This window comes from Escherichia sp. E1130 (assembly GCF_005781065.1).
Classification (GTDB): Bacteria; Pseudomonadota; Gammaproteobacteria; order Enterobacterales; family Enterobacteriaceae; genus Escherichia.
Genome location: NZ_VATL01000001.1, coordinates 192238 through 214841, shown reverse-complemented (window position 1 = coordinate 214841; position 22604 = coordinate 192238). Strand labels below are relative to the sequence as shown.

Sequence of the window (22604 nt, the reverse complement as noted above, 5' to 3'; positions counted from 1 at the left end):
CCTCGCTCCGGCGGGGTTTTTTGTTACCTGCATTTCAGTACAAAACGTGATCAACCCCCCAATTATTCCTTGATGAAAAATTTTCCATTGTCTCCCCTGTAAAGCTGTGCTTGTATAAATATTGTTAAACACAAAACCAACAAGGTCCCCAATGACTACTTCCATGCTCAACGCAAAACTACTACCAACTGCGCCATCCGCCGCAGTGGTCGTCGTGCGTGTGGTGGTCGTCGTCGGCAATGCGCCGTAGGGACTGGAACAACACACGATTCCAAAACCCCGCCGGCGCAAACCGGGCGGGGTTTTTCGTTTAAACACCTCCCGGAAAGTCGGCCCAGAAGAAAAGGACTGGAGCATGGCAAGTTCGGGCACAACATCGACACGTAAGCGTTTTACCGGCGCAGAATTTATCGTTCATTTCCTGGAACAGCAGGGTATTAAGATTGTGACGGGGATTCCGGGCGGTTCGATTCTCCCTGTTTACGACGCCTTAAGCCAAAGCACACAAATTCGCCATATTCTGGCTCGCCATGAACAGGGCGCGGGGTTTATCGCTCAGGGAATGGCGCGCACTGACGGCAAACCGGCGGTCTGTATGGCCTGTAGCGGACCGGGCGCAACCAATCTGGTGACCGCCATTGCCGACGCGCGGCTGGACTCCATCCCGCTGATTTGCATCACCGGCCAGGTTCCCGCCTCGATGATTGGCACCGACGCCTTTCAGGAAGTGGACACCTACGGCATCTCTATCCCCATCACCAAACACAACTATCTGGTCAGGCATATCGAAGAACTCCCGCAGGTCATGAGCGATGCCTTCCGCATTGCGCAATCAGGCCGCCCTGGCCCGGTGTGGATAGACATTCCTAAGGATGTGCAAACGGCGGTTTTTGAAATTGAAGAACAGCCCGCGGCGGCAGAAAAAACCGCCGCGCCCGCCTTTAGCGAAGAAAGTATTCGTGACGCTGCGGCAATGATTAACGCCGCCAAACGCCCGGTGCTTTATCTGGGGGGCGGTGTCATTAACGCGCCCGCGCGGGTGCGTGAACTGGCTGAGAAAGCGCAGCTGCCTACCACCATGACCTTAATGGCGCTGGGCATGTTGCCAAAAGCACATCCGCTGTCGCTGGGCATGCTGGGGATGCACGGCGTGCGCAGCACCAACTATATCTTGCAGGAGGCGGACCTGCTGATTGTTCTCGGTGCGCGTTTTGATGACCGGGCAATTGGCAAAACGGAAGAGTTCTGCCCGAATGCCAAAATTATTCATGTGGATATCGATCGCGCGGAGCTGGGTAAAGTTAAGCAACCGCACGTGGCGATTCAGGCGGATGTTGATGATGTGCTGGCGCAGCTGATCCCGCAGGTGGAAGCCCAGCCGCGTGCAGAGTGGCACCAACTGGTGGCGGATTTACAGCGCGAGTTCCCGTGTCCTATCCCGAAAGCGTGCGATCCATTAACACATTACGGGCTGATTAATGCCGTTGCCGCCTGTGTCGATGACAACGCGATTATCACCACCGACGTGGGTCAGCATCAGATGTGGACGGCGCAGGCTTATCCGCTCAATCGACCACGTCAGTGGCTGACTTCTGGTGGGCTGGGAACGATGGGCTTCGGTTTACCCGCAGCGATAGGTGCGGCGCTGGCTAACCCAGATCGCAAAGTGTTGTGTTTCTCCGGCGACGGTAGCCTGATGATGAATATTCAGGAGATGGCGACCGCCAGTGAAAACCAGCTGGATGTCAAAATCATCCTGATGAATAACGAAGCACTGGGGCTGGTGCATCAGCAACAGAGTCTGTTCTACAAGCAGGGTGTTTTTGCGGCCACCTATCCGGGAAAAATCAATTTTATGCAAATCGCTGCCGGGTTCGGCCTCGAAACCTGTGATTTGAATAATGAAACCGATCCGCAGGCGGCATTACAGGAAATTATCAATCGCCCTGGTCCGGCGCTGATCCACGTACGCATTGATGCTGAAGAAAAAGTGTACCCAATGGTGCCGCCAGGCGCGGCAAATACTGAAATGGTGGGGGAATAAGCCATGCAAAACACAACTTATGACAACGTGATTCTGGAACTCACCGTTCGCAACCATCCCGGTGTAATGACCCACGTTTGTGGGCTTTTTGCCCGTCGTGCTTTTAACGTCGAAGGCATTCTTTGTCTGCCGATTCAGAACAGCGACAAAAGCCACATCTGGCTACTGGTCAATGACGATCAGCGACTGGAACAAATGATAAGCCAGATAGACAAACTGGAGGATGTGGTGAAAGTGCAGCGTAATCAGTCCGACCCGACAATGTTTAACAAGATAGCCGTATTTTTTCAGTAACCGCTCAAGGCTTGAACAGTGGCGCGCTTATCGTTAAGGTAAGCGCGTTTTTTTACCCGCCAGGACAAGACCATGATAACCGTTGCCCTTATAGACGATCACCTTATCGTCCGCTCCGGCTTTGCGCAGCTGCTGGGGCTGGAACCTGATTTGCAGGTAGTTGCCGAGTTTGGTTCCGGGCGTGAGGCGCTGACTGGCTTACCTGGGCGCGGTGTGCAGGTGTGTATTTGCGATATCTCCATGCCCGATATCTCCGGTCTGGAGCTGCTAAGCCAGCTACCGAAAGGTATGGCGACAATTATGCTCTCCGTTCACGACAGTCCGGCGCTGATTGAACAGGCGCTTAACGCGGGGGCGCGCGGCTTTCTCTCTAAACGCTGTAGCCCGGACGAGCTGATCGCTGCCGTGCATACGGTTGCAACTGGCGGCTGTTATCTGACGCCGGATATCGCGATTAAACTGGCATCGGGCCGTCAGGACCCGCTAACCAAACGCGAACGCCAGGTGGCAGAAAAACTGGCGCAAGGGATGGCGGTGAAAGAGATTGCCGCCGAACTGGGGTTGTCGCCAAAAACTGTGCATGTACATCGTGCCAATCTGATGGAAAAACTGGGCGTCAGCAACGACGTTGAACTGGCGCGGCGCATGTTTGATGGCTGGTGATGAAGACATTTTTCTCCCGCTTGAATACTGTAGTTTCCTGCTTTTTTATCTTCTCTGCCGCATGGTTTTGCCTGTGGAGTATCAGCCTGCACCTGGTTGTACGACCGGATCTGGCGGTATTGCTGTTTCCGTTCGGTCTGCGACTGGGGCTGATGTTGCAATGCCCGCGCAGATACTGGCTGGTGCTGATGGGCGCAGAATGGCTGCTGATTTACTGGCTGACGCAGGCGGTTGGGTTAACGCATGATCCGTTATTGATGATCGGTAGTTTGCTGACGTTACTTCCTGTGGCGTTGATTTCCCGTTATCGCCACCAGCGCGACTGGCGCACGTTGCTGTTACAGGGCGCGGCACTGACGGCGGCGGCGTTATTACAGTCATCACCCTGGCTTTGGCATGGGTACGGAAACGAGCCCTGGAACGCCCTACTGATGACCTTAACCGGCGGCCTGACGCTGGCCCCCATTTGCCTGGTGTTCTGGCACTATCTGGCGAATAACACCTGGCTGCCGCTGGGGCCATCGCTGGTTTCCCAGCCGATCAACTGGCGTGGGCGGCATCTGGTCTGGTATTTGCTGTTGTTTGTTATCAGCCTGTGGTTGCAACTGGGGCTGCCGAACGAACTCTCGCGCTTTACCCCGTTTTGTCTGGCGCTGCCGATTATCGCCCTGGCCTGGCATTATGGCTGGCAAGGGGCGCTGATTGCGACGCTGATGAACGCCATCGCGCTGATCGCCAGTCAGACCTGGCGCGATCATCCGGTCGATTTATTGCTTTCGCTGCTGGTGCAAAGCCTCACTGGCCTGTTACTGGGCGCAGGCATCCAGCGGTTGCGTGAACTTAACCAGTCGCTACAAAAGGAACTGGCACGTAATCAACATCTTGCCGAGCGGTTGCTTGAAACCGAAGAGAGTGTGCGTCGCGACGTAGCGCGTGAACTGCACGATGATATCGGCCAGACCATCACTGCCATTCGTACTCAGGCTGGCATTGTCCAGCGGCTGGCGGCGGATAACGCCAGTGTGAAACAGAGCGGACAGCTCATCGAACAATTGTCGCTGGGCGTTTACGACGCGGTTCGCCGCTTGTTAGGGCGGTTACGTCCGCGCCAGTTGGATGATCTGACCCTGGAGCAGGCCATCCGTTCATTGATGCGGGAAATGGAGCTGGAAGGGCGCGGCATTGTCAGTCATCTCGAATGGCGGATAGATGAATCAGCGCTAAGTGAGAACCAGCGCGTAACCCTATTTCGTATCTGTCAGGAGGGGCTGAACAACATTGTGAAACATGCAGATGCCAGTGCGGTTATCCTGCAAGGCTGGCAGCAGGATGAGCGTTTAATGCTGGTGATTGAAGACGATGGTAGTGGTCTGCCGCCAGGTTCCGGGCAGCAAGGTTTTGGCTTGACCGGAATGCGCGAGCGCGTAACGGCGCTGGGCGGCACATTGACCATTTCCTGCCTGCACGGCACGCGTGTCAGCGTTTCTCTACCTCAACGTTATGTTTAAGGCTTGATGATGTTGCCGTTTCTGAAAGCACCTGCCGACGCACCGCTGATCAGCGATAAAAGTGAAATTGATGCTCGCTACCGCTACTGGCGTCGGCATATTTTGCTGACCATCTGGCTGGGCTATGCGCTGTTTTACTTCACGCGTAAAAGTTTTAACGCCGCCGTACCAGAAATCCTTGCCAACGGCGTGCTCAGCCGTAGCGATATCGGCCTGTTAGCAACGCTGTTTTACATTACCTACGGCGTATCGAAATTTGTCTCCAGCATTGTCAGTGACCGCTCTAATGCCCGTTATTTTATGGGGATTGGGCTTATCGCCACGGGCATCATCAACATTCTGTTTGGCTTCTCCACCTCGTTGTGGGCGTTTGCCGTGCTGTGGGTGCTGAACGCCTTTTTCCAGGGCTGGGGTTCGCCGGTGTGCGCGCGTCTGCTAACCGCCTGGTATTCTCGTACCGAGCGCGGCGGTTGGTGGGCGCTATGGAATACGGCGCATAACGTCGGCGGTGCGCTCATTCCCATTGTGATGGCAGCGAGCGCGCTGCATTACGGCTGGCGTGCCGGGATGATGATTGCCGGTTGTATGGCGATAGTCGTGGGGATTTTTCTTTGTTGGCGGCTGCGCGATCGCCCGCAGGCGTTAGGTTTACCGGCGGTCGGAGAATGGCGGCACGATGCGCTGGAAATCGCCCAACAACAAGAAGGGGCGGGGCTGACGCGTAAAGAGATCCTCACCAAATATGTGTTGTTGAATCCGTATATCTGGCTGCTTTCGTTCTGTTATGTGCTGGTCTATGTGGTTCGTGCGGCGATCAACGACTGGGGCAACCTGTATATGTCCGAGACGCTGGGCGTCGATCTGGTCACGGCGAATACGGCAGTAACGATGTTTGAACTGGGCGGGTTTATCGGTGCGCTGGTAGCCGGTTGGGGCTCGGACAAACTGTTTAACGGCAACCGTGGGCCGATGAATTTGATTTTTGCTGCGGGGATTTTGCTCTCCGTTGGCTCGCTGTGGTTGATGCCATTTGCCAGCTACGTGATGCAGGCAACCTGCTTCTTCACCATTGGTTTTTTTGTCTTTGGCCCGCAGATGTTAATTGGTATGGCGGCGGCAGAGTGTTCTCACAAAGAGGCGGCAGGTGCGGCGACGGGGTTTGTCGGCTTGTTTGCTTATCTGGGGGCGTCGCTTGCCGGTTGGCCGCTGGCGAAAGTGCTGGATACCTGGCACTGGAGTGGCTTTTTCGTGGTTATCGCCATTGCTGCCGGGGTTTCGGCACTGTTGTTACTGCCCTTTTTGAACGCCCAGGCACCACGCGAAGCGTGATGCATCTCACTTTTCTACCTCATATCCGGCAAAACTAAGAAATTTTCCTGGTTTTGCCTGGACGCTATCTCAAGCCTGATTTGCTGCAGGTTTTTACAATGCCATCATTCGTTAATTCTTTCCCAAAATAATTCAAGTTGCAGGAACGCGAGCAGCTAAGGCACCTGCGGCCTGAAGTATGAAGGGAAATCAGGAGTAACCCATGCTGGCTTTCTTAAACCAGGTTCGCAAGCCGACCCTGGATCTTCCGCTCGAAGTGCGGCGTAAAATGTGGTTCAAACCGTTCATGCAATCCTATCTGGTGGTCTTTATTGGCTACCTGACGATGTACCTGATTCGCAAGAACTTCAACATCGCACAGAACGACATGATCTCGACCTACGGGTTGAGCATGACGCAGCTGGGGATGATCGGCCTGGGCTTCTCCATCACTTACGGCGTGGGTAAAACGCTGGTTTCCTACTACGCCGACGGCAAAAATACCAAACAATTCCTGCCGTTCATGCTGATCTTGTCCGCTATTTGTATGCTGGGCTTCAGCGCCAGCATGGGCAGCGGCTCGGTTAGCCTGTTCCTGATGATTGCCTTCTACGCCTTAAGCGGTTTTTTCCAGAGCACTGGCGGTTCATGCAGTTACTCCACGATTACCAAATGGACGCCGCGTCGTAAGCGCGGGACCTTCCTCGGTTTCTGGAACATTTCCCACAACCTCGGCGGCGCGGGGGCGGCGGGTGTGGCGTTATTCGGCGCAAATTACCTGTTCGACGGTCACGTGATCGGCATGTTTATCTTCCCGTCGATTATCGCGTTGATTGTCGGTTTTATCGGTCTGCGTTACGGCAGCGACTCCCCTGAAGCGTATGGTCTTGGCAAAGCGGAAGAACTATTCGGTGAAGAGATCAGCGAAGAGGACAAAGAGACGGAATCCACCGACATGACCAAGTGGCAGATCTTTGTCGAATATGTTTTGAAAAACAAAGTGATCTGGCTGCTGTGCTTCGCCAACATCTTCCTGTACGTGGTACGCATTGGTATCGACCAGTGGTCAACCGTGTATGCTTTTCAGGAGTTGAAACTCTCTAAATCGGTGGCGATTCAGGGCTTTACGCTATTTGAAGCCGGTGCTCTGGTTGGCACGCTGCTGTGGGGCTGGCTCTCTGACCTGGCGAATGGACGCCGTGGCCTGGTGGCGTGTGTTGCACTGGCGCTGATTATCGCCACGCTTGGTGTGTATCAACACGCCAGCAACCAATATATCTATCTGGCTTCTCTTTTTGCATTAGGTTTCCTGGTATTCGGTCCGCAACTGTTGATTGGCGTAGCGGCTGTTGGCTTCGTACCGAAAAAAGCGATCGGCGCTGCCGATGGGATTAAAGGCACTTTCGCCTACCTGATTGGTGACAGCTTTGCCAAATTAGGTCTGGGAATGATTGCCGATGGTACGCCAGTGTTCGGCCTCACCGGCTGGGCAGGCACCTTCGCTGCACTGGATATCGCCGCTATTGGCTGTATCTGCCTGATGGCGATAGTCGCGGTGATGGAAGAACGAAAAATCCGCCGCGAGAAAAAAATTCAGCAGTTGACAGTGGCATAAACGTAACTGGTGACTTTTGCCCGGCATGACGCCGGGCTTTTTTTTATTATTCCGTGACTTCCAGGGTGGTGAAGGCAAACTTCTCGCCATCAAACAGCCCCTGACTGGTCAGTTTCAATGCGGGGATCACCGGCAGGGAAAGAAACGCCATCTGAATAAACGGTTCATCGGGTAACGGACCACATTCACGGGCAGCGACTTTTAACGCGTCAATTTGCTCCGCCAGTGACTGCGCCGTGTCGGTGCTCATCAGCCCGGCAATGGGCAACGGCAGATGACTCTGTACCTGGCCGTTACGGACCACGCACAGCCCGCCGCCATCCTGAATCACCTGGTTGGCCGCCAGCGCCATCTCTTCTGCGCTACGACCGATCACCACAATATTATGGCTGTCATGGCTGACTGTCGCCGCCAGCGCGCCTTCATTCAGGCCAAAGCCGCCGAGCAAACCACAGGCCGGAGCCAGACGTTGCCCGTAACGCTCAAGTACGGCAATAAAGCACACATCATCGCGATCAAAACCATTTTCGCTGTAGACGCTGGAGCGGGAGTGCGTGATCAGTTCGTTATGGATGACATCAATGACGCGATAGCGTTTTCCGGGGGTAAATTGCAGGGCAAAGTCGCTGGCGGAAACTGGCTGGCGGGCAATGGTATTGCCATATGGCGGGGCGGATTGTGCCAGTCTCGCCGACTCTTCTGCCTGCAAGGTTTGTGCGTCAATCGGTTCGCCTTTCACCAGTACCTGTTGCACTGTGACTTTACGCGCGTCACTTAACAGGACAATGTCGGCCTGCTTGCCGGGAGCCAGTAAACCGAGATGATTCAGACCAAAATGGCGCGCCGTCGACCAGCTGGCTACGCGATATGCCGCATGCAACGGCACATTGTGTTGTTCAATCAGGCGGCGAATTAAGGCGTCGATATGCCCTTCGTGAGCGATTTCCCACGGGTTACGGTCATCAGTACAAAGCATGCATTGTGGGCTGTTAAATTCGTTGATCAACGGAGCCAGCGCGTTGAGATTGCGGGCAGCGGACCCTTCGCGGATCATCAACGACATGCCGAGTTGTAATTTTCGGCGTCCTTCTTCCAGCTGATAACTTTCGTGGCAGTTTTCAATACCCGCGGCAATATAGGCGTTAAGTTCTTTACCGCTTAGACCGGGGCAGTGACCATCCAGAGTCAGATGGCGAAAGGCGTCCAGTTTATCGAGCAGCGCATTTTGTCCACTAATTACGCCAGGGTAGTCCATCATTTCGGCCAGACCAGTAACCTGCGGATGGTCGCGCCAGGCGAGCATCTGTTCGAGCGTAAAACTGGCACCATTAACATCGCAGCCTTCCAGAGCGGGTACGCAAGAGCTGACCTGCAAATACTGGTTTTGCTTTGCCTGTTCGGCACAGCGGGCAAACCAGGCAAATCCAGCTTCGCCCATCACGTTGACGATTTCATGAGGGTCGCAAATTACAGTTGTGAGGCCGCGTGGCAGGGTAGCTGTTTCAAAAGTGACCGGCGTCATCATGCTGGATTCAATATGCAGGTGAGCATCAATAAACCCCGGCACCGCCGTTGCGCCGCGGGCATCAATCCGCCGCAAAGCCTGAGCGTCGGCATATTCTTCGCCAACACCGGCAATGTAACGTCCTTTAATCACAATCGGGCCGGGAATTTCTCCGCCATTGATCAGATCCAGAATAGCGACATTATCAATAATATAATCGGCAACAGCGTCGCCACGGGAAACAGCCAGCAAATCCTGGTATTCAGCTCGACTAATGTGATGAAATTTATGGTTAATAGGATTATTCATATTTTTCTCATTTTGATTTTATCAATTTGATTATTATTTATCATAAAGAAACATCGCGTGATTATTAAAGAATATCCATTAATGTGCAATTGAAATGTGATAATTATCACTGAACCGTTGTTGTCATTTGTTTTACAAAAGCAAAGGATTAAATCTCCTCCAATGGACAAGAAAATGAATAATGATAATACCGATTACGTGAGTAATGAATCAGGGACGCTTTCTCGATTATTTAAACTGCCACAACATGGGACTACCGTCCGCACAGAATTGATTGCGGGGATGACCACTTTTTTAACTATGGTGTACATCGTTTTTGTTAACCCACAAATACTCGGTGCGGCACAAATGGACCCGAAAGTGGTGTTTGTCACCACTTGTTTGATTGCCGGCATCGGTAGTATTGCGATGGGGATATTTGCTAACTTGCCCGTGGCACTGGCGCCGGCAATGGGGCTGAACGCCTTCTTTGCGTTCGTGGTTGTAGGGGCGATGGGCATCTCCTGGCAGACCGGAATGGGGGCGATATTCTGGGGGGCAATAGGGCTATTTTTGCTGACTCTTTTTCGTATCCGTTACTGGATGATCTCTAACATTCCGTTAAGTTTACGTATTGGTATCACCAGTGGTATCGGGCTATTTATTGCCTTAATGGGATTAAAAAATACCGGTGTTATTGTCGCCAATAAAGACACGCTGGTGATGATTGGTGATTTAAGTTCCCACGGTGTGTTGTTAGGTATTTTAGGGTTTTTTATTATAACCGTGTTGTCATCGCGTAATTTTCATGCGGCGGTGTTGGTTTCTATCGTCGTTACTTCCTGTTGTGGATTATTTTTCGGAGATGTTCATTTCAGCGGAATCTATTCTATTCCACCTGATATTAGCGGTGTTATTGGCGAGGTTGATTTGAGCGGGGCATTATCGCTTGAGCTTGCCGGTATCATTTTCTCCTTTATGTTGATCAACCTATTTGATTCATCAGGAACATTAATTGGTGTAACTGATAAAGCTGGCTTAATAGATAGTAACGGTAAATTCCCTAACATGAATAAGGCGCTATATGTTGATAGCGTGAGTTCGGTGGCTGGCGCGTTTATCGGAACTTCCTCTGTTACCGCCTATATTGAAAGTACTTCTGGCGTAGCGGTCGGCGGTCGCACGGGGCTGACTGCGGTTGTTGTTGGCGTTATGTTCCTGCTGGTTATGTTCTTCTCACCGCTGGTGGCGATGGTTCCACCTTACGCCACCGCCGGGGCGTTAATCTTTGTTGGCGTGTTGATGACCTCAAGTCTGGCGCGCGTTAACTGGGATGATTTTACCGAATCGGTACCTGCATTTATCACCACAGTGATGATGCCCTTTACGTTCTCGATCACTGAAGGGATTGCGCTCGGCTTTATGTCTTACTGCATCATGAAAGTGTGCACCGGGCGCTGGCGCGATCTGAATCTGTGTGTGGTGGTTGTAGCGGCATTGTTTGCGCTGAAAATCATCCTGGTGGATTAGTATCTGATAAGCGTTTCCAGATATCATGAGTGCCGGTTACGCAGGAGAACTCATGATCTGGATAATGCTCGCTACGCTGGTGGTGGTGTTTGTGGTTGGTTTTCGGGTGCTGACATCCGGGGCCAGAAAAGCGATTCGCCGCCTCAGCGATCGGCTGAATATTGATGTTGTACCCGTTGAGTCAATGGTCGATCAAATGGGAAAGTCAGCCGGTGACGAATTTTTACGTTATCTGCATCGCCCGGATGAGTCGCACCTGCAAAATGCCGCGCAGGTGTTGCTTATCTGGCAGGTTGTCATTGTCGATGGCAGCGAACAGAACCTGCTGCAATGGCATCGGATTTTACAAAAAGCCCGCCTTGCCGCGCCGATTACCGATGCTCAGGTCAGGCTGGCGCTGGGTTTTCTGCGCGAAATAGAGCCTGAAATGCAGGAGATTAATGCATTCCAGATGCGCTACAACGCGTTTTTTCAGCCTGCTGAGGGCGTTTACTGGCTGCATTAAAACCGCTTTGCCTGATGCGACGCTGGCGCGTCTTATCAGGCCTACAGACCGAGTACGGATAAGGCGTTCACGCCGCATCCGCTATCGGATCTGACAGTAGACGGACGCATTCTCTACGTTCTATTTACAGCAGCACCTCTAGCCCGTGTTTTTGCACAATACTAAGTAGTTTTAATGACATGCCGCTGGGGCGTTTAGCGCCACTTTCCCATTTTTGTACAGTTGAAACGCTGGTATTGAGATAGTGAGCGAAGACGGGTTGACTCACTTTTAATTTTTCCCGTAGTGCTTTTATCTCAACAGGTTGTAAGTCTGGTACGCTGGTCAGGCAGGCTTTGTCAAAAGTACGCATTGTTTCGGCAGAAATGGCATCAACGCTGGACAATCCAGCAGCCGCGCTGTGAATGGCCTCAAATGCAGGGCTTTTGAATTTAGTTTTTGTAGTCATAGCAGATCTCTGTCAGTTCTTTACTGTTAATCATTGCTGTCAGTTGGGCTTTCGTCAGGAAGGCATAATGCTTTGCGAGTTCACGAAATCCAGACAGTTCCTGACTACTGATGTTCGACATATCCTGTTTTGCATATAAAAACGTGTAAAACCAATTGCTACCCCCTTTCGCCAGAATAATCGCACGCTCACGATTTTGGTGAAGGCGCTTTTTAAAAACGCCACCACCAAGCGCATCAGCTTTACCCTGATCTGTTTCTAAAATGGCCCGGCATAACTCTTCATCTGTTATTGCATGAGACTTGGCTTCCCTTGCAAACCATTTGGTTTTAAACACACGCATATCGTTGATGTCCTGTTATTAAAGCATATCACTAAGTGCGATACTTTATCCCTTGTTTCCAACGAAATCGCGTCAATGCATATCACCTTGCCATATGATTTTTATTTCCTCGAGCAGCCTCGAATTTTTCCCACAACACTGTAAAAGTTGCAAAAACGTTAAATGCATCACACATTTCAATGTTAGACTGATCGGCTTTTCCCCTGAAACATGCCACGGGTAACACCATGAGTGAATATATCGAAGAAAACCGCGGCGCGGACGCCATTACCCGACCGAACTGGTCAGCCGTTTTCTCGGTGGCGTTTTGCGTCGCCTGTCTGATTATCGTTGAGTTTTTGCCCGTCAGTTTGTTGACGCCGATGGCGCACGATTTAGGCATTTCGGAAGGGGTTGCCGGGCAATCGGTGACCGTAACCGCTTTTGTGGCGATGTTTGCCAGTTTGTTTATTACCCAGACCATTCAGGCCACTGACCGCCGCTACGTTGTCATTCTGTTCGCCGTTTTGCTGACGCTTTCCTGCTTACTGGTTTCCTTTGCCAACTCATTCAGTCTGCTGTTAATCGGTCGCGCCTGTCTGGGGCTGGCACTGGGCGGATTCTGGGCGATGTCGGCGTCGCTGACCATGCGCCTGGTACCGCCTCGTACGGTGCCGAAGGCGCTGTCGGTGATCTTCGGCGCGGTGTCCATTGCGCTGGTAATTGCCGCGCCATTGGGCAGTTTTTTAGGCGAGCTTATCGGTTGGCGCAATGTCTTTAATGCGGCGGCGGTGATGGGCGTGCTGTGTATTATCTGGATTATCAAATCATTGCCTTCGCTGCCTGGCGAACCGTCACATCAGAAACAAAATACCTTTCGCCTGTTGCAGCGTCCGGGGGTGATGGCCGGGATGATCGCCATCTTTATGTCCTTCGCCGGACAGTTTGCTTTTTTCACTTATATTCGCCCAGTGTATATGAATCTGGCGGGATTCGGCGTTGATGGCTTAACGCTGGTGCTGTTGAGTATTGGTATCGCCAGTTTTGTTGGTACATCGCTTTCGTCGTTTATTCTCAAACGTTCGGTGAAACTGGCCTTAGCGGGCGCACCGTTTGTGCTCGCCCTGAGCGCGCTGGTACTGACGCTGTGGGGAAGCGATAAAATTGTTGCTACCGGTGTGGCGATTATCTGGGGGCTGACCTTTGCTTTAATTCCCGTTGGCTGGTCAACGTGGATCACTCGCTCATTGGCCGATCAGGCAGAAAAGGCTGGGTCTATTCAGGTGGCCGTTATTCAGCTTGCCAATACCTGCGGTGCGGCAATCGGCGGTTATGCGTTGGATAACATTGGTCTGACTTCGCCGCTGATGTTGTCCGGCACATTGATGTTGCTGACTGCATTGTTGGTTACGGCAAAGGTGAAAATGAAGAAATCCTGATATCAGGTAAAGAAGCGTTGGTCAGTGGTTGTTGCCGCTCTTACATATCCGGGCATTCTACCTTACCCAACGCTTCCCAATAATTGCTCTGATTATTACGTTCCATCGCCACGATGGCCTCGCGTATGTGTTGTTTATTGTTTTCATCTGACAACATTAACTTTTCCCACGCTTCATCTGACAACGATGCCTTCGGGGTGCAAATTTTCCGCAAATCCTCTAATACCGTATTTTTCTCTTTTGCGGACTGCAGTGAGCTAAAAGGCGACTCGGCGTATACGATGCCTGGCATAGCGAAAAAAGTGAAAATAAGCAGTAGCGTCGTTGGTTTCATGGATTCAACCTTTTACAAATGTGTATCGAATGAAGCATAAGTGTAGTTTGCTTTTATCGCTCTCATCATGCTGTACGAAACGCGCTTACGCGGTCAGTAAGAAGTGCCAGACCTTATATTCCACTTTTATTCCTTTTTATTCTTATCGATAGCGTTTCGTTTTTTAAACCGCAGCGACCTTACCGCTATAGTCAGGTAATCATTAATAAAAGGATAAAAAAATGAAACTGACAACACATCATCTACGGACAGGGGCAGCATTATTTCTGGCGTGGATCCTGCTGGCAGGCTGCGACCAGCAAAACAGCGATGCAAAACACATTAAAGTTGGCGTCATTAACGGTGCCGAACAGGATGTGGCAGAAGTCGCTAAAAAAGTGGCCAAAGAGAAGTATGGTCTTGAAGTTGAATTGGTTGGATTTAGTGGTTCGTTGTTGCCGAACGATGCAACTAATCAGGGTGAACTGGATGCCAATGTCTTCCAGCATCGTCCTTTCCTTGAACAGGATAATCAGGCGCACGGTTACAAACTGGTGGCGGTAGGAAATACCTTTGTCTTCCCCATGGCTGGCTATTCGAAAAAAATTAAAACAGTCGATCAGCTAAAAGAAGGAGCGACTGTAGCGATTCCGAATGATCCGACCAATCTGGGGCGTGCGCTGTTACTGTTGCAAAAAGAGAAACTTATTACCTTAAAAGAGGGGAAAGGTTTACTGCCAACGGCGTTGGATATTACTGAGAATCCACGCCATTTGCAGATAATGGAGCTGGAAGGGGCACAGTTGCCACGTGTACTGGACGACCCGAAAGTGGATGTAGCGATTATCAGCACCACTTACATCCAGCAAACAGGACTTTCTCCGGTTAACGACAGCGTATTTATTGAAGATAAAAATTCACCATATGTGAACATTCTGGTGGCGCGGGAAGATAATAAGGATGCAGAAAACGTGAAGGAGTTTCTGCAATCTTATCAGTCACCAGAAGTTGCTAAAGCGGCAGAAACCCTCTTTAACGGTGGCGCGGTGCCTGGCTGGTAATGATCAACCGTACCGCGCCGGACGATTACATTTTTCTGGCGCGGCGGCGGGAATCCATTGAAATCAAAATCACCGATGACAGAATCAGTAGCGTTCCCAGCCAATCTGGTAATGTGAAGGTGATCCCCAGCAACAGCAAAGAGAGCAGCGTGCTACTTAATGGTTCTGCGCAACTCAAAATACTGGCTTTCGGCCCGCCAATTAACTGTGCACCTTTCAGATACAGACTAAAGGTCAGCGAAGTTCCAATTACCACCAGATAGAAAAAAGCCAGGATCAGGCTGCCATTAACCACGAAATTTGTTCCTTGCCCGGCATAAAAGGGCAGCAGGACCATCCCACCAATGAGCATACTCCAGCCGACGACGGGCAGCGTGCCGTAACGGGCAATGAGCGTTGAGGGGTATGTCGTATAGAATGCGGCAGCAAAGGCTGAAGCAACTCCCCAGAACAGCGCAGCAGGAGAGATCGACAACGATGTTGGATTACCGTGGGTGACCAGCAAAAATGTGCCTATCAGGGAGGTCAAAATCGCGGTAAATACCAGAATACCGGGGCGCGATTTTCGTACCAGTGAGAACCAGGCCACAATAATCGTTGGTGATAAAAATTGCAGCACCGTTGCTGTAGCTGCATTTGATTTTTCAATCGTCAGTAAGAAAGTTAGCTGGACGGTCAGAGCGCCAACAATGGAAAAAATAAGCAGGCTGATGGCATCTTTATGATTCTTAATGATTGAGAAGACTTTATCGCCGTGGACAAAAGAGAGCGTCAGCAGAATAAATCCGGCAAATATCAGCCGCGTCATGGTCAGAAACTGCGATGACATCTGACTTTGTTCCATGATGTATTGCGCGCAAACGCCTGAACTTCCCCATAATACGGCGGCAATCAGAACGTTCATCATCCCCTTTCTGGTGGAACCCATTTTTCCCTCTGCATACTGTTTTGTCGTTTATGTATGCAGGCATGATAGCAAAAATGGTGAGAATGACCCCTTCCGGTAAACCCGTCATTTGATGGGGCGAGCATTTATGAAACGAGTGAAATACTTGTTAAACCGTCAGGTTATGACGTTATCATTTTGTTCTGACAGCGTGCTACTGTTCGCTTTTTAAACGCGAAGAATGTTATGCAAATCCATAAAGTAGTAACCCCCGAGTTTGTGAAGAAGTTTGCCTGCGTCGGCCCCAACTGCCTGATTTCCTGCTGTCAGGGATGGAAGATACACATCGACAAGAAAACCCATCATACTTACCTCAACGAACAACACCCGAAAATTGCCCAGTTGGCGAAAGAGAATTTATTACGGGTGCGAAATGGTAAAAGCCGCTATTCGATAATCAAACTGGACGCGCAGGGTCAGTGTCCGTTTCTCGATGAAAATAAACTCTGCCTGGTCCATCGCGATCTGGGAGAAAAAGCACTTTCAGAAACCTGTTCTACTTATCCACGTAGCAAAAAACACTACGCGGATACAACTCGCCATTCGATGGTGCTCTCATGTCCAGAAGTAGCCCGACTGGTATTGTTTGATGCCGACAGCATGTTAGTGCACGAACAGGATGATCTGTTGGCGAAGGCGAAAAACACCTGCACCGCCAGCCAGCCGGTTAATCAGATCCACCAGATTGTGCATCTCTTTGCCTGGCACCTTCTACAGGCGCCATCGTTGAACGTTGAAGAAAACCTAATGGCGCTGGCACAGTTTATGGTTTATCTGCAGCGCATTGAGTTCGATCTGCACAACCATTTTGCGCAGGCTGAACAGTACCATCAGGAGCTATTAAGCGAGCTGGCGGCAGGTATTAGCCTGATGAGTCAATCAACGCCTACGGAGTCGGTGGGATTGAAGGTGCGTGCGCTGACGGTATTGGGGTCGCTTGTCGCGAATAAGAGCAGCAGGGATCGTATTATTACTGACTTGCATCGTAAGATGGCGGTGTATTTAGACGTGGCAAACAGCCCGGATAAGCAGGCTCTGGCTGATAAGTTTGCTGTCCTGAATAAACAGTGGCAGCAGCTTTGCCAGGATTCTATCCTTAGCGCCCCGCATGTATTGCGCAATTTACTGACCTACAAAATTTACCACTGCCATTTTCCGGATGCTGATTTCTCAACGGTCATGCGCCAGGTTTACCGTTTAATTCTCGACTATTTCTATATTAAGCATTTGTTGAGTCTGACATCGCTGGAAGCAACTCTGGATGAGGCAACGGTACTGAAAATTGTGGCGAGCCTTGCCGAGAAAACCTTGCATTCGTCAACGATTAACCAGCGGATGGATAAAGCGATCGACATGATCAATGCCGGGGACGATCTCTCCTGCCTGTTGTTGATTCGTTAAATTCGCCTGTCGGGGATTGGGTTAAGCGTTTGTCTGACATCTCGCTTCCGCTGTAATAAATATTAAGAACAACTTCGGTAAAGCAGGTTGAATCATGAACAGAAGAAATTATCTGCTTTAAACGGTATTACAAGGGATTGGTGAACGTCAGAAGAAGCATTTTGGCGGAAGATCACAGGAGTCGAACCTGCCCGGGACCGCTGGCGGCCCCAACTGGATTTGAAGTCCAGCCGCCTCACCGGAGACGACGATCTTCCGCGCCTCGATTGCTACATGGAGGCGGGGCGCATTATAGCTACTTCCTCGCCTTATCACATCCCCCATCACACTTTTTTCCGCTTCGTTTCGCCTTGCCATGATCCTCTTCACAGAAACTCTCGGCAAATCCATAAGTTACGCTTTGGCACAACCGCGCTCCCAGAAAAAAGAAACGTAAGTTGATAACAAAAAATAGCAATATCCGTATTCTTAAGGATGGTTTACGCCGTGCAATGAGCGGGAACGAACATGGTAATTGGATACTCTACTGTTTGTTATTTATTGAAAAAATTCCGGGTACGGCTGTGTCGTACCCGGTGAGATTGATTTTTACTGCATTGGCTCCGTTGACGTAACTTCGCCACTGGAAACGACGCCAGCATTCATGGTTTGGGTCACTTGCTGTTTTTCAGCGTTCACGGCATGGAGTTGCCCGTTAACCGTGGGTTTTAGTGGTGCATCGGCCTGAATATCGCCGCTTGCGGTAAGCTGAATATTGCCGTCGCCAGTCAATGGTAGCTCTGGCCATCCCCACTGTTGCAGGATATTCACCGGCACACCGCGTCCGTTCAGGCTGATATGAGTCTGGCGCTGCGGCGTTTGTGAAACACTGGCAGTGGCTTCCAGAATGCCTTTCTCGGTAAACGCGCTAAGTTCGCTGATATTCACCGTGCTGCTGTTGGCGGCCAGTGCCAGCGACGGACGGCGAACATCAACACGATTGAACGTCGCGGCGGCGGCATTCAGATTCGCTGTGCCACTCCAGACGCCCCATTGGTGATTGGCAACCAGTGTCAGATTCGCGCCATAGCCATCGAGCGCGGTGAGTTGCCACGGGAAGGCCGGGTCGATATCAATGATCAGGTTGCGGCTGGCGCTAAATCTCTTCAGTTGCAGACTGTTTAACCAGCCGGGTGTTGTTTCCATCCATAACTGTTGCCAGTTTTTTGGCAGGGTATATTCCAGCCCGACAATTGCCGCATCATCGAGGATCAGCGTTTTCCCGTCGCGTTGCCAGTTTCCTGACGTTCTCACCATGCCACCTTCCCAACGGCTGGTAAACTGGCGCAGCGCCACGCCCTGCGGGGAAAATTCTGCGTTCATAATCGGGTCAAACAAATGCAGCGAACCATAAATAAACTCGCTGGCATTCATCGACAGCTTTCCTTCCTGTGTCTGCCAGTCATCTTTACTGAAGGTCATGTTGCGTAAGCTGAGATCGAGATCGGTCACCGCCCAGTCCGGGCCTTGCAGGCGAGCATCTATCACTTCCAGGCGACCAATCTGTAACGAAGGCACAGAGCGCAATGGCGCAAAGAAATCAGTCAGCGATTTTTCGCTTTGCAGACGGATATCCGCCATGCGCAGGTTTTCCACCTGCCAGCTACCGTCGGCGTTACGCTGCGCGTTTCCGGTTAATGTACCGCGCGCGATATCGGCACCCAGATTGGTCAGCGTAACGCGATCGTTATCAATACTGCCTTCAACCAACACATTGGTGGCAGGAACATCATTGAGCGACAGGGAGCCAGCACTGAATTGAATCTGCGCTTTCGTTCCCAACACTTTACCGGCTTCTGGCGACCACGGAATAACGCCGCCATTTACCCGCTGAGCACTTAATTTCCACTCGCTATTTGGGCTATTAAATGCCATATCGCGCAGTTGCAGGCGATCGGCTTTGAACGGTAGCGGGGCGGTCTGGTCGGTGAGATTCAGCGTCCCGTTTTCCAGCAGAATGGTATCGACATGGCGCGGTTCGGTCAGTTGCCGACTACTCAAGGCGATATCAACACTTTTTGCCACCAGGGTCGCGGGCTGTCCATCACGACCAAACGTGACGTTCTCCAGTATGATATGAGACGGCGCGGAAAAGCGGTGATCCATTGCCCCGAAGACCAAATGGTAGTCGCTATTTTCGGAAATCCATGCGCTGATATGCTCCGCACCCCAACGGGTTTGCAGAAGAAAATAGAGGCCAGTTATCACTACGAGTAGCGCGACGAAAATGTAGAGAAGCAGCTTCCCAATAAATTTCATAGTCTTCCATCCCGCGAAATACACATAAGGGAGTTATGCACGATTTACGCGCATTCCTCAAGGCGGGAATGGTGAAAGAGAGTCGCTGCGGCGGTAAAGAAACTTACCGCCGCTAAGTGAATTACGGTTTTTCCGGCGGGAAAATCAGGTTCAGCACAATGGCAGTAATACCGCCAGCGGCAATACCTGAAGAGAGCAGGTTTTTCAGCCAGTCAGGGGCAAATTGCAAAATCAGCGGCTGCTGAGAAACGCCCAGACCGACGGCCAGCGACAGTGCAATAATCAGAATTGCCCGACGGTTCAGCGGCTCGCGGGAAACGATTCGTACACCGGATGCGGCGATGGTGCCAAACATCACAAGCGTAGCGCCGCCCAGAACTGGCTCTGGGATGTGTTGCACGAAACCACTCACTGCCGGGAACAGGCCCAGCACGATCAACATCAGCGCCACCACAAAACCGACATAACGGCTGGCAACACCCGTTAACTGAATTACACCGTTGTTCTGTCCGAAGCAGGAGTTCGGGAAGGTGTTAAATACTGCCGAGACAAACGAGTTCAGGCCGTTTGCCAGCACGCCGCCTTTCAGACGTTTCATGTACAGCGGGCCGGAAACCGGCTGTTCGGAAACGTCAGAGGTCGCGGTGATATCGCCAATGGTTTCCAGCGATGTGATCATAAAGACCAGCATCAGCGGCAGCAGTAGGCTCCATTCAATACCAAGACCGTAATAGAGCGGCGTTGGTACCATAATCAGTTCTTGCGTCATCGGTTCGTTGCTTTCTGGCAACATACCCATAAACCACGCCAGCGCATATCCGGCCGCCATCGCAATCACCAGCGAGGCCACGCGTAAGTAAGGGTTACGTTGGCGGTTAAGCAGGATGATTAAGGCTAAGACCACGCCCGCCAGCAGCAGGTTTTTCGGTGCGCCAAAGGTGTTATCGCTCATCGCCGCATAGCCGCCACCAATGGACGTTAATCCAACCTGAATTAGCGACAGGCCGATAATCATCACCACGACGCCAGAAACCAGCGGCGTAATAATGCGGCGCGCCAGATGCAGAACACGGGAGATCACCATCTCCGTGCAACTTGCCAACATCAGGGTACCAAACAGTGCCGCCATCATGGTGGGAACATCAGCACCACCGGTCTTCAGCGCCGTGCCGCCCATAATCAGCGGGGCAACGAAGTTGAAACTGGTCCCCTGAATCGACAACAACCCGGAACCTACCGGCCCCCAGGCTTTAATCTGAATAATCGATGCCACACCGGAGGCAAACAGCGACATACTAATAATGTGTTGTGTGTCCTGTGCCGGTAAACCTAGCGCCTGGCAGATGAGAAGCGCAGGGGTGATCACCGCGACAAACATCGCCAGCAGGTGCTGACAGGCGGCAAACAGAGTTTGAGCAAGCGGTGGACGATCTTCAAGACGATAAATCAGTTCGCTGTTTTGAGTCTGCGCAACCGGTTGCGCATTTTCTGACTCGAGGGTGGAAACAGACATCGAAAACAATCCCGTGGTAGCAAAGCGGGCATTTTAGCTGACCGAAAGGCAAAAGCAAACGTTTGCCAGTCATTCTTCTAAATATTTAAATGCGATAAATGCACTTTTTTATATAACTTTTGGTTGTTTTCTGCTTAAAATCCATGCCATTTTTCTATTTTCAGCTGAGAATTCGAACCAGGAAAGCATGACTCGATACTCGTCATATTTCGCCTTACTGCAAATGCGCGATGATGTATGACGAGTATGAAAGAGTGGTGCGGACACAAAGGAGTAACTATGTTTCATCTCGATACTTTAGCAACGCTTGTTGCCGCAACGCTAACGTTGCTGCTCGGGCGAAAGTTGGTCCATTCCGTCTCCTTTTTGAAGAAATACACCATACCTGAACCGGTTGCCGGAGGGCTTCTGGTGGCGCTGGCGCTGTTGGTGCTGAAAAAAAGTATGGGCTGGGAAGTCAACTTTGATATGTCGCTGCGCGATCCGTTGATGCTGGCTTTCTTTGCCACCATCGGCCTGAACGCCAACATTGCCAGCTTACGTGCCGGTGGGCGCGTGGTGGGGATTTTCCTGATTGTGGTGGTTGGTCTGTTGGTGATGCAAAACGCCATCGGTATTGGTATGGCCAGTCTGTTAGGTCTTGATCCGCTGATGGGGCTGTTAGCAGGGTCTATTACGCTTTCTGGCGGTCATGGGACTGGCGCGGCGTGGAGTAAATTGTTCATTGAACGTTACGGCTTTACTAACGCGACTGAAGTAGCGATGGCCTGTGCGACGTTCGGTCTGGTGTTGGGCGGTCTGATTGGTGGCCCAGTGGCGCGTTATCTGGTGAAACACTCCACCACGCCGGACGGTATTCCGGATGACCAGGAAGTACCGACCGCGTTCGAAAAGCCTGATGTGGGGCGCATGATCACCTCGCTGGTGCTGATTGAAACTATCGCGCTGATTGCTATCTGTCTGACGGTAGGGAAAATCGTTGCGCAACTTTTGGCTGGCACTGCTTTTGAATTACCAACCTTCGTTTGTGTGCTGTTTGTAGGCGTGATTCTGAGCAACGGTCTGTCAATGATGGGTTTTTATCGCGTCTTTGAACGTGCGGTATCGGTGCTGGGTAACGTTAGCCTGTCGTTGTTCCTGGCGATGGCTCTGATGGGCCTGAAGCTGTGGGAACTGGCTTCGCTGGCGCTGCCGATGCTGGCGATTCTGGTGGTACAGACCATCTTCATGGCGTTGTATGCCATCTTCGTCACCTGGCGCATGATGGGCAAAAACTACGATGCGGCGGTGCTGGCTGCGGGTCACTGTGGCTTTGGTCTTGGCGCGACACCAACGGCAATCGCCAACATGCAGGCGATTACTGAACGCTTTGGCCCTTCACATATGGCCTTCCTGGTGGTGCCGATGGTCGGTGCGTTCTTTATCGATATCGTTAACGCCCTGGTGATTAAGCTGTATTTAATGTTGCCGATTTTTGCGGGTTAACCGATGAAGCGGCGGTAGAAGTGCCGCCGCAACAAAGACAAATGCCTGATACGCTTCGCTTATCAAGCCTGCGTATTGATTCACAATTTATTGAATTTGTAGGTTTTTGTAGGGCGGAT

The 22604-nt window shown here is 51.4% G+C and carries 19 protein-coding genes, 1 tRNA gene and 1 pseudogene; 13 read left to right on the top strand and 8 right to left on the bottom strand.

The features are described from left to right. Positions 1–151: 151 nt before the first annotated feature. The 7 genes from ivbL to uhpT all read left to right on the top strand — a co-directional run bounded on the left by ivbL (position 152) and on the right by uhpT (position 7432). Complete coding sequence (gene ivbL / locus FEK66_RS01040; RefSeq protein WP_001300753.1) at positions 152–250, top strand: ilvB operon leader peptide IvbL; 99 nt, start codon at positions 152–154, stop codon at positions 248–250. Between the two features lie 105 nt (positions 251–355). Next, positions 356–2044 carry an acetolactate synthase large subunit gene (gene ilvB, locus FEK66_RS01035; protein ID WP_135495422.1) on the top strand — a complete coding sequence of 563 codons (1689 nt, stop codon included), beginning with the start codon at positions 356–358 and terminating at the stop codon, positions 2042–2044. 3 nt (positions 2045–2047) lie between these two features. Continuing rightward, a complete protein-coding gene (gene ilvN, locus FEK66_RS01030; protein WP_135495421.1) occupies positions 2048–2338 on the top strand; it encodes an acetolactate synthase small subunit in 291 nt (96 codons plus the stop codon). A 72-nt stretch (positions 2339–2410) separates the two neighbouring features. Next, positions 2411–3001 (top strand): transcriptional regulator UhpA, encoded by a 591-nt coding sequence (gene uhpA / locus FEK66_RS01025; protein WP_130206774.1) that lies wholly within the window; start codon positions 2411–2413, stop codon positions 2999–3001. Next, a complete protein-coding gene (uhpB, locus tag FEK66_RS01020; RefSeq protein ID WP_131161589.1) occupies positions 3001–4509 on the top strand; it encodes a signal transduction histidine-protein kinase/phosphatase UhpB in 1509 nt (502 codons plus the stop codon). Before uhpA ends, uhpB begins: the two co-directional genes overlap by 1 nt. A gap of 9 nt (positions 4510–4518) precedes the next feature. Next, positions 4519–5838: an MFS transporter family glucose-6-phosphate receptor UhpC gene (uhpC, locus tag FEK66_RS01015; protein WP_135495453.1), complete on the top strand. Its 1320-nt coding sequence runs from the start codon at positions 4519–4521 to the stop codon at positions 5836–5838. Between the two features lie 202 nt (positions 5839–6040). Continuing rightward, entirely contained in the window at positions 6041–7432 is a 1392-nt protein-coding gene (gene uhpT, locus FEK66_RS01010) for a hexose-6-phosphate:phosphate antiporter (protein WP_130206773.1), read from the top strand. Between the two features lie 46 nt (positions 7433–7478). On the opposite strand, the gene adeD is transcribed toward uhpT, so the two are convergent. After that, the gene (gene adeD, locus FEK66_RS01005) at positions 7479–9245 is read right to left on the bottom strand and encodes an adenine deaminase (RefSeq protein WP_135495420.1); all 1767 of its coding nucleotides are present in this window, start codon (positions 9243–9245) and stop codon (positions 7479–7481) included. Between the two features lie 174 nt (positions 9246–9419). Here adeD and adeQ point away from each other — a divergent pair, with 174 nt between their 5' ends. Next, the gene (gene adeQ / locus FEK66_RS01000; RefSeq protein ID WP_016159934.1) at positions 9420–10754 is read left to right on the top strand and encodes an adenine permease AdeQ; all 1335 of its coding nucleotides are present in this window, start codon (positions 9420–9422) and stop codon (positions 10752–10754) included. A gap of 52 nt (positions 10755–10806) precedes the next feature. Further along, the gene (locus FEK66_RS00995) at positions 10807–11259 is read left to right on the top strand and encodes a DUF1198 family protein (protein WP_130206763.1); all 453 of its coding nucleotides are present in this window, start codon (positions 10807–10809) and stop codon (positions 11257–11259) included. Positions 11260–11383: 124 nt separating this feature from the next. Here the strand turns inward: FEK66_RS00995 and FEK66_RS00990 are convergent, their stop codons facing one another. Continuing rightward, positions 11384–11707, bottom strand: a complete 324-nt coding sequence (locus FEK66_RS00990) for a DNA-binding transcriptional regulator (RefSeq protein ID WP_135495419.1) — start codon at positions 11705–11707, stop codon at positions 11384–11386. Then, complete coding sequence (locus tag FEK66_RS00985; RefSeq protein WP_135495418.1) at positions 11691–12044, bottom strand: type II toxin-antitoxin system RelE/ParE family toxin; 354 nt, start codon at positions 12042–12044, stop codon at positions 11691–11693. The genes FEK66_RS00990 and FEK66_RS00985 overlap by 17 nt, the downstream gene beginning before the upstream one ends. Before the next feature lie 233 nt (positions 12045–12277). Here FEK66_RS00985 and nepI point away from each other — a divergent pair, with 233 nt between their 5' ends. Further along, positions 12278–13468, top strand: coding sequence for a purine ribonucleoside efflux pump NepI (gene nepI / locus FEK66_RS00975; RefSeq protein WP_135495417.1), 1191 nt, complete (start codon positions 12278–12280; stop codon positions 13466–13468). A 40-nt stretch (positions 13469–13508) separates the two neighbouring features. On the opposite strand, the gene yicS is transcribed toward nepI, so the two are convergent. After that, positions 13509–13802 carry a protein YicS gene (gene yicS, locus FEK66_RS00970; RefSeq protein WP_064526021.1) on the bottom strand — a complete coding sequence of 98 codons (294 nt, stop codon included), beginning with the start codon at positions 13800–13802 and terminating at the stop codon, positions 13509–13511. Positions 13803–14023: 221 nt separating this feature from the next. Between yicS and nlpA the strand changes: the two genes are divergently transcribed. Next, positions 14024–14842 carry a lipoprotein NlpA gene (gene nlpA / locus FEK66_RS00965; RefSeq protein WP_135495416.1) on the top strand — a complete coding sequence of 273 codons (819 nt, stop codon included), beginning with the start codon at positions 14024–14026 and terminating at the stop codon, positions 14840–14842. Positions 14843–14845: 3 nt separating this feature from the next. Here the strand turns inward: nlpA and FEK66_RS00960 are convergent. Further along, positions 14846–15770, bottom strand: a pseudogene (locus FEK66_RS00960) (carboxylate/amino acid/amine transporter). A 204-nt stretch (positions 15771–15974) separates the two neighbouring features. On the opposite strand from FEK66_RS00960, the gene fliB reads away from it, so the two are divergent. After that, positions 15975–17189 carry a flagellin lysine-N-methylase gene (fliB, locus tag FEK66_RS00955; RefSeq protein ID WP_135495414.1) on the top strand — a complete coding sequence of 405 codons (1215 nt, stop codon included), beginning with the start codon at positions 15975–15977 and terminating at the stop codon, positions 17187–17189. Positions 17190–17351: 162 nt separating this feature from the next. Here the strand turns inward: fliB and FEK66_RS00950 are convergent. The 3 genes from FEK66_RS00950 to xanP form a co-directional block, all read right to left on the bottom strand. Beyond that, positions 17352–17446, bottom strand: a tRNA-Sec gene (locus tag FEK66_RS00950). Positions 17447–17777: 331 nt separating this feature from the next. Next, the gene (locus tag FEK66_RS00945; protein WP_135408488.1) at positions 17778–19487 is read right to left on the bottom strand and encodes an AsmA family protein; all 1710 of its coding nucleotides are present in this window, start codon (positions 19485–19487) and stop codon (positions 17778–17780) included. A gap of 121 nt (positions 19488–19608) precedes the next feature. Then, complete coding sequence (gene xanP / locus FEK66_RS00940; protein ID WP_130222452.1) at positions 19609–21000, bottom strand: xanthine/proton symporter XanP; 1392 nt, start codon at positions 20998–21000, stop codon at positions 19609–19611. Between the two features lie 279 nt (positions 21001–21279). Here xanP and gltS point away from each other — a divergent pair, with 279 nt between their 5' ends. After that, positions 21280–22485: a sodium/glutamate symporter gene (gltS, locus tag FEK66_RS00935; RefSeq protein ID WP_130206745.1), complete on the top strand. Its 1206-nt coding sequence runs from the start codon at positions 21280–21282 to the stop codon at positions 22483–22485. The last annotated feature ends 119 nt before the right edge of the window (positions 22486–22604 follow it).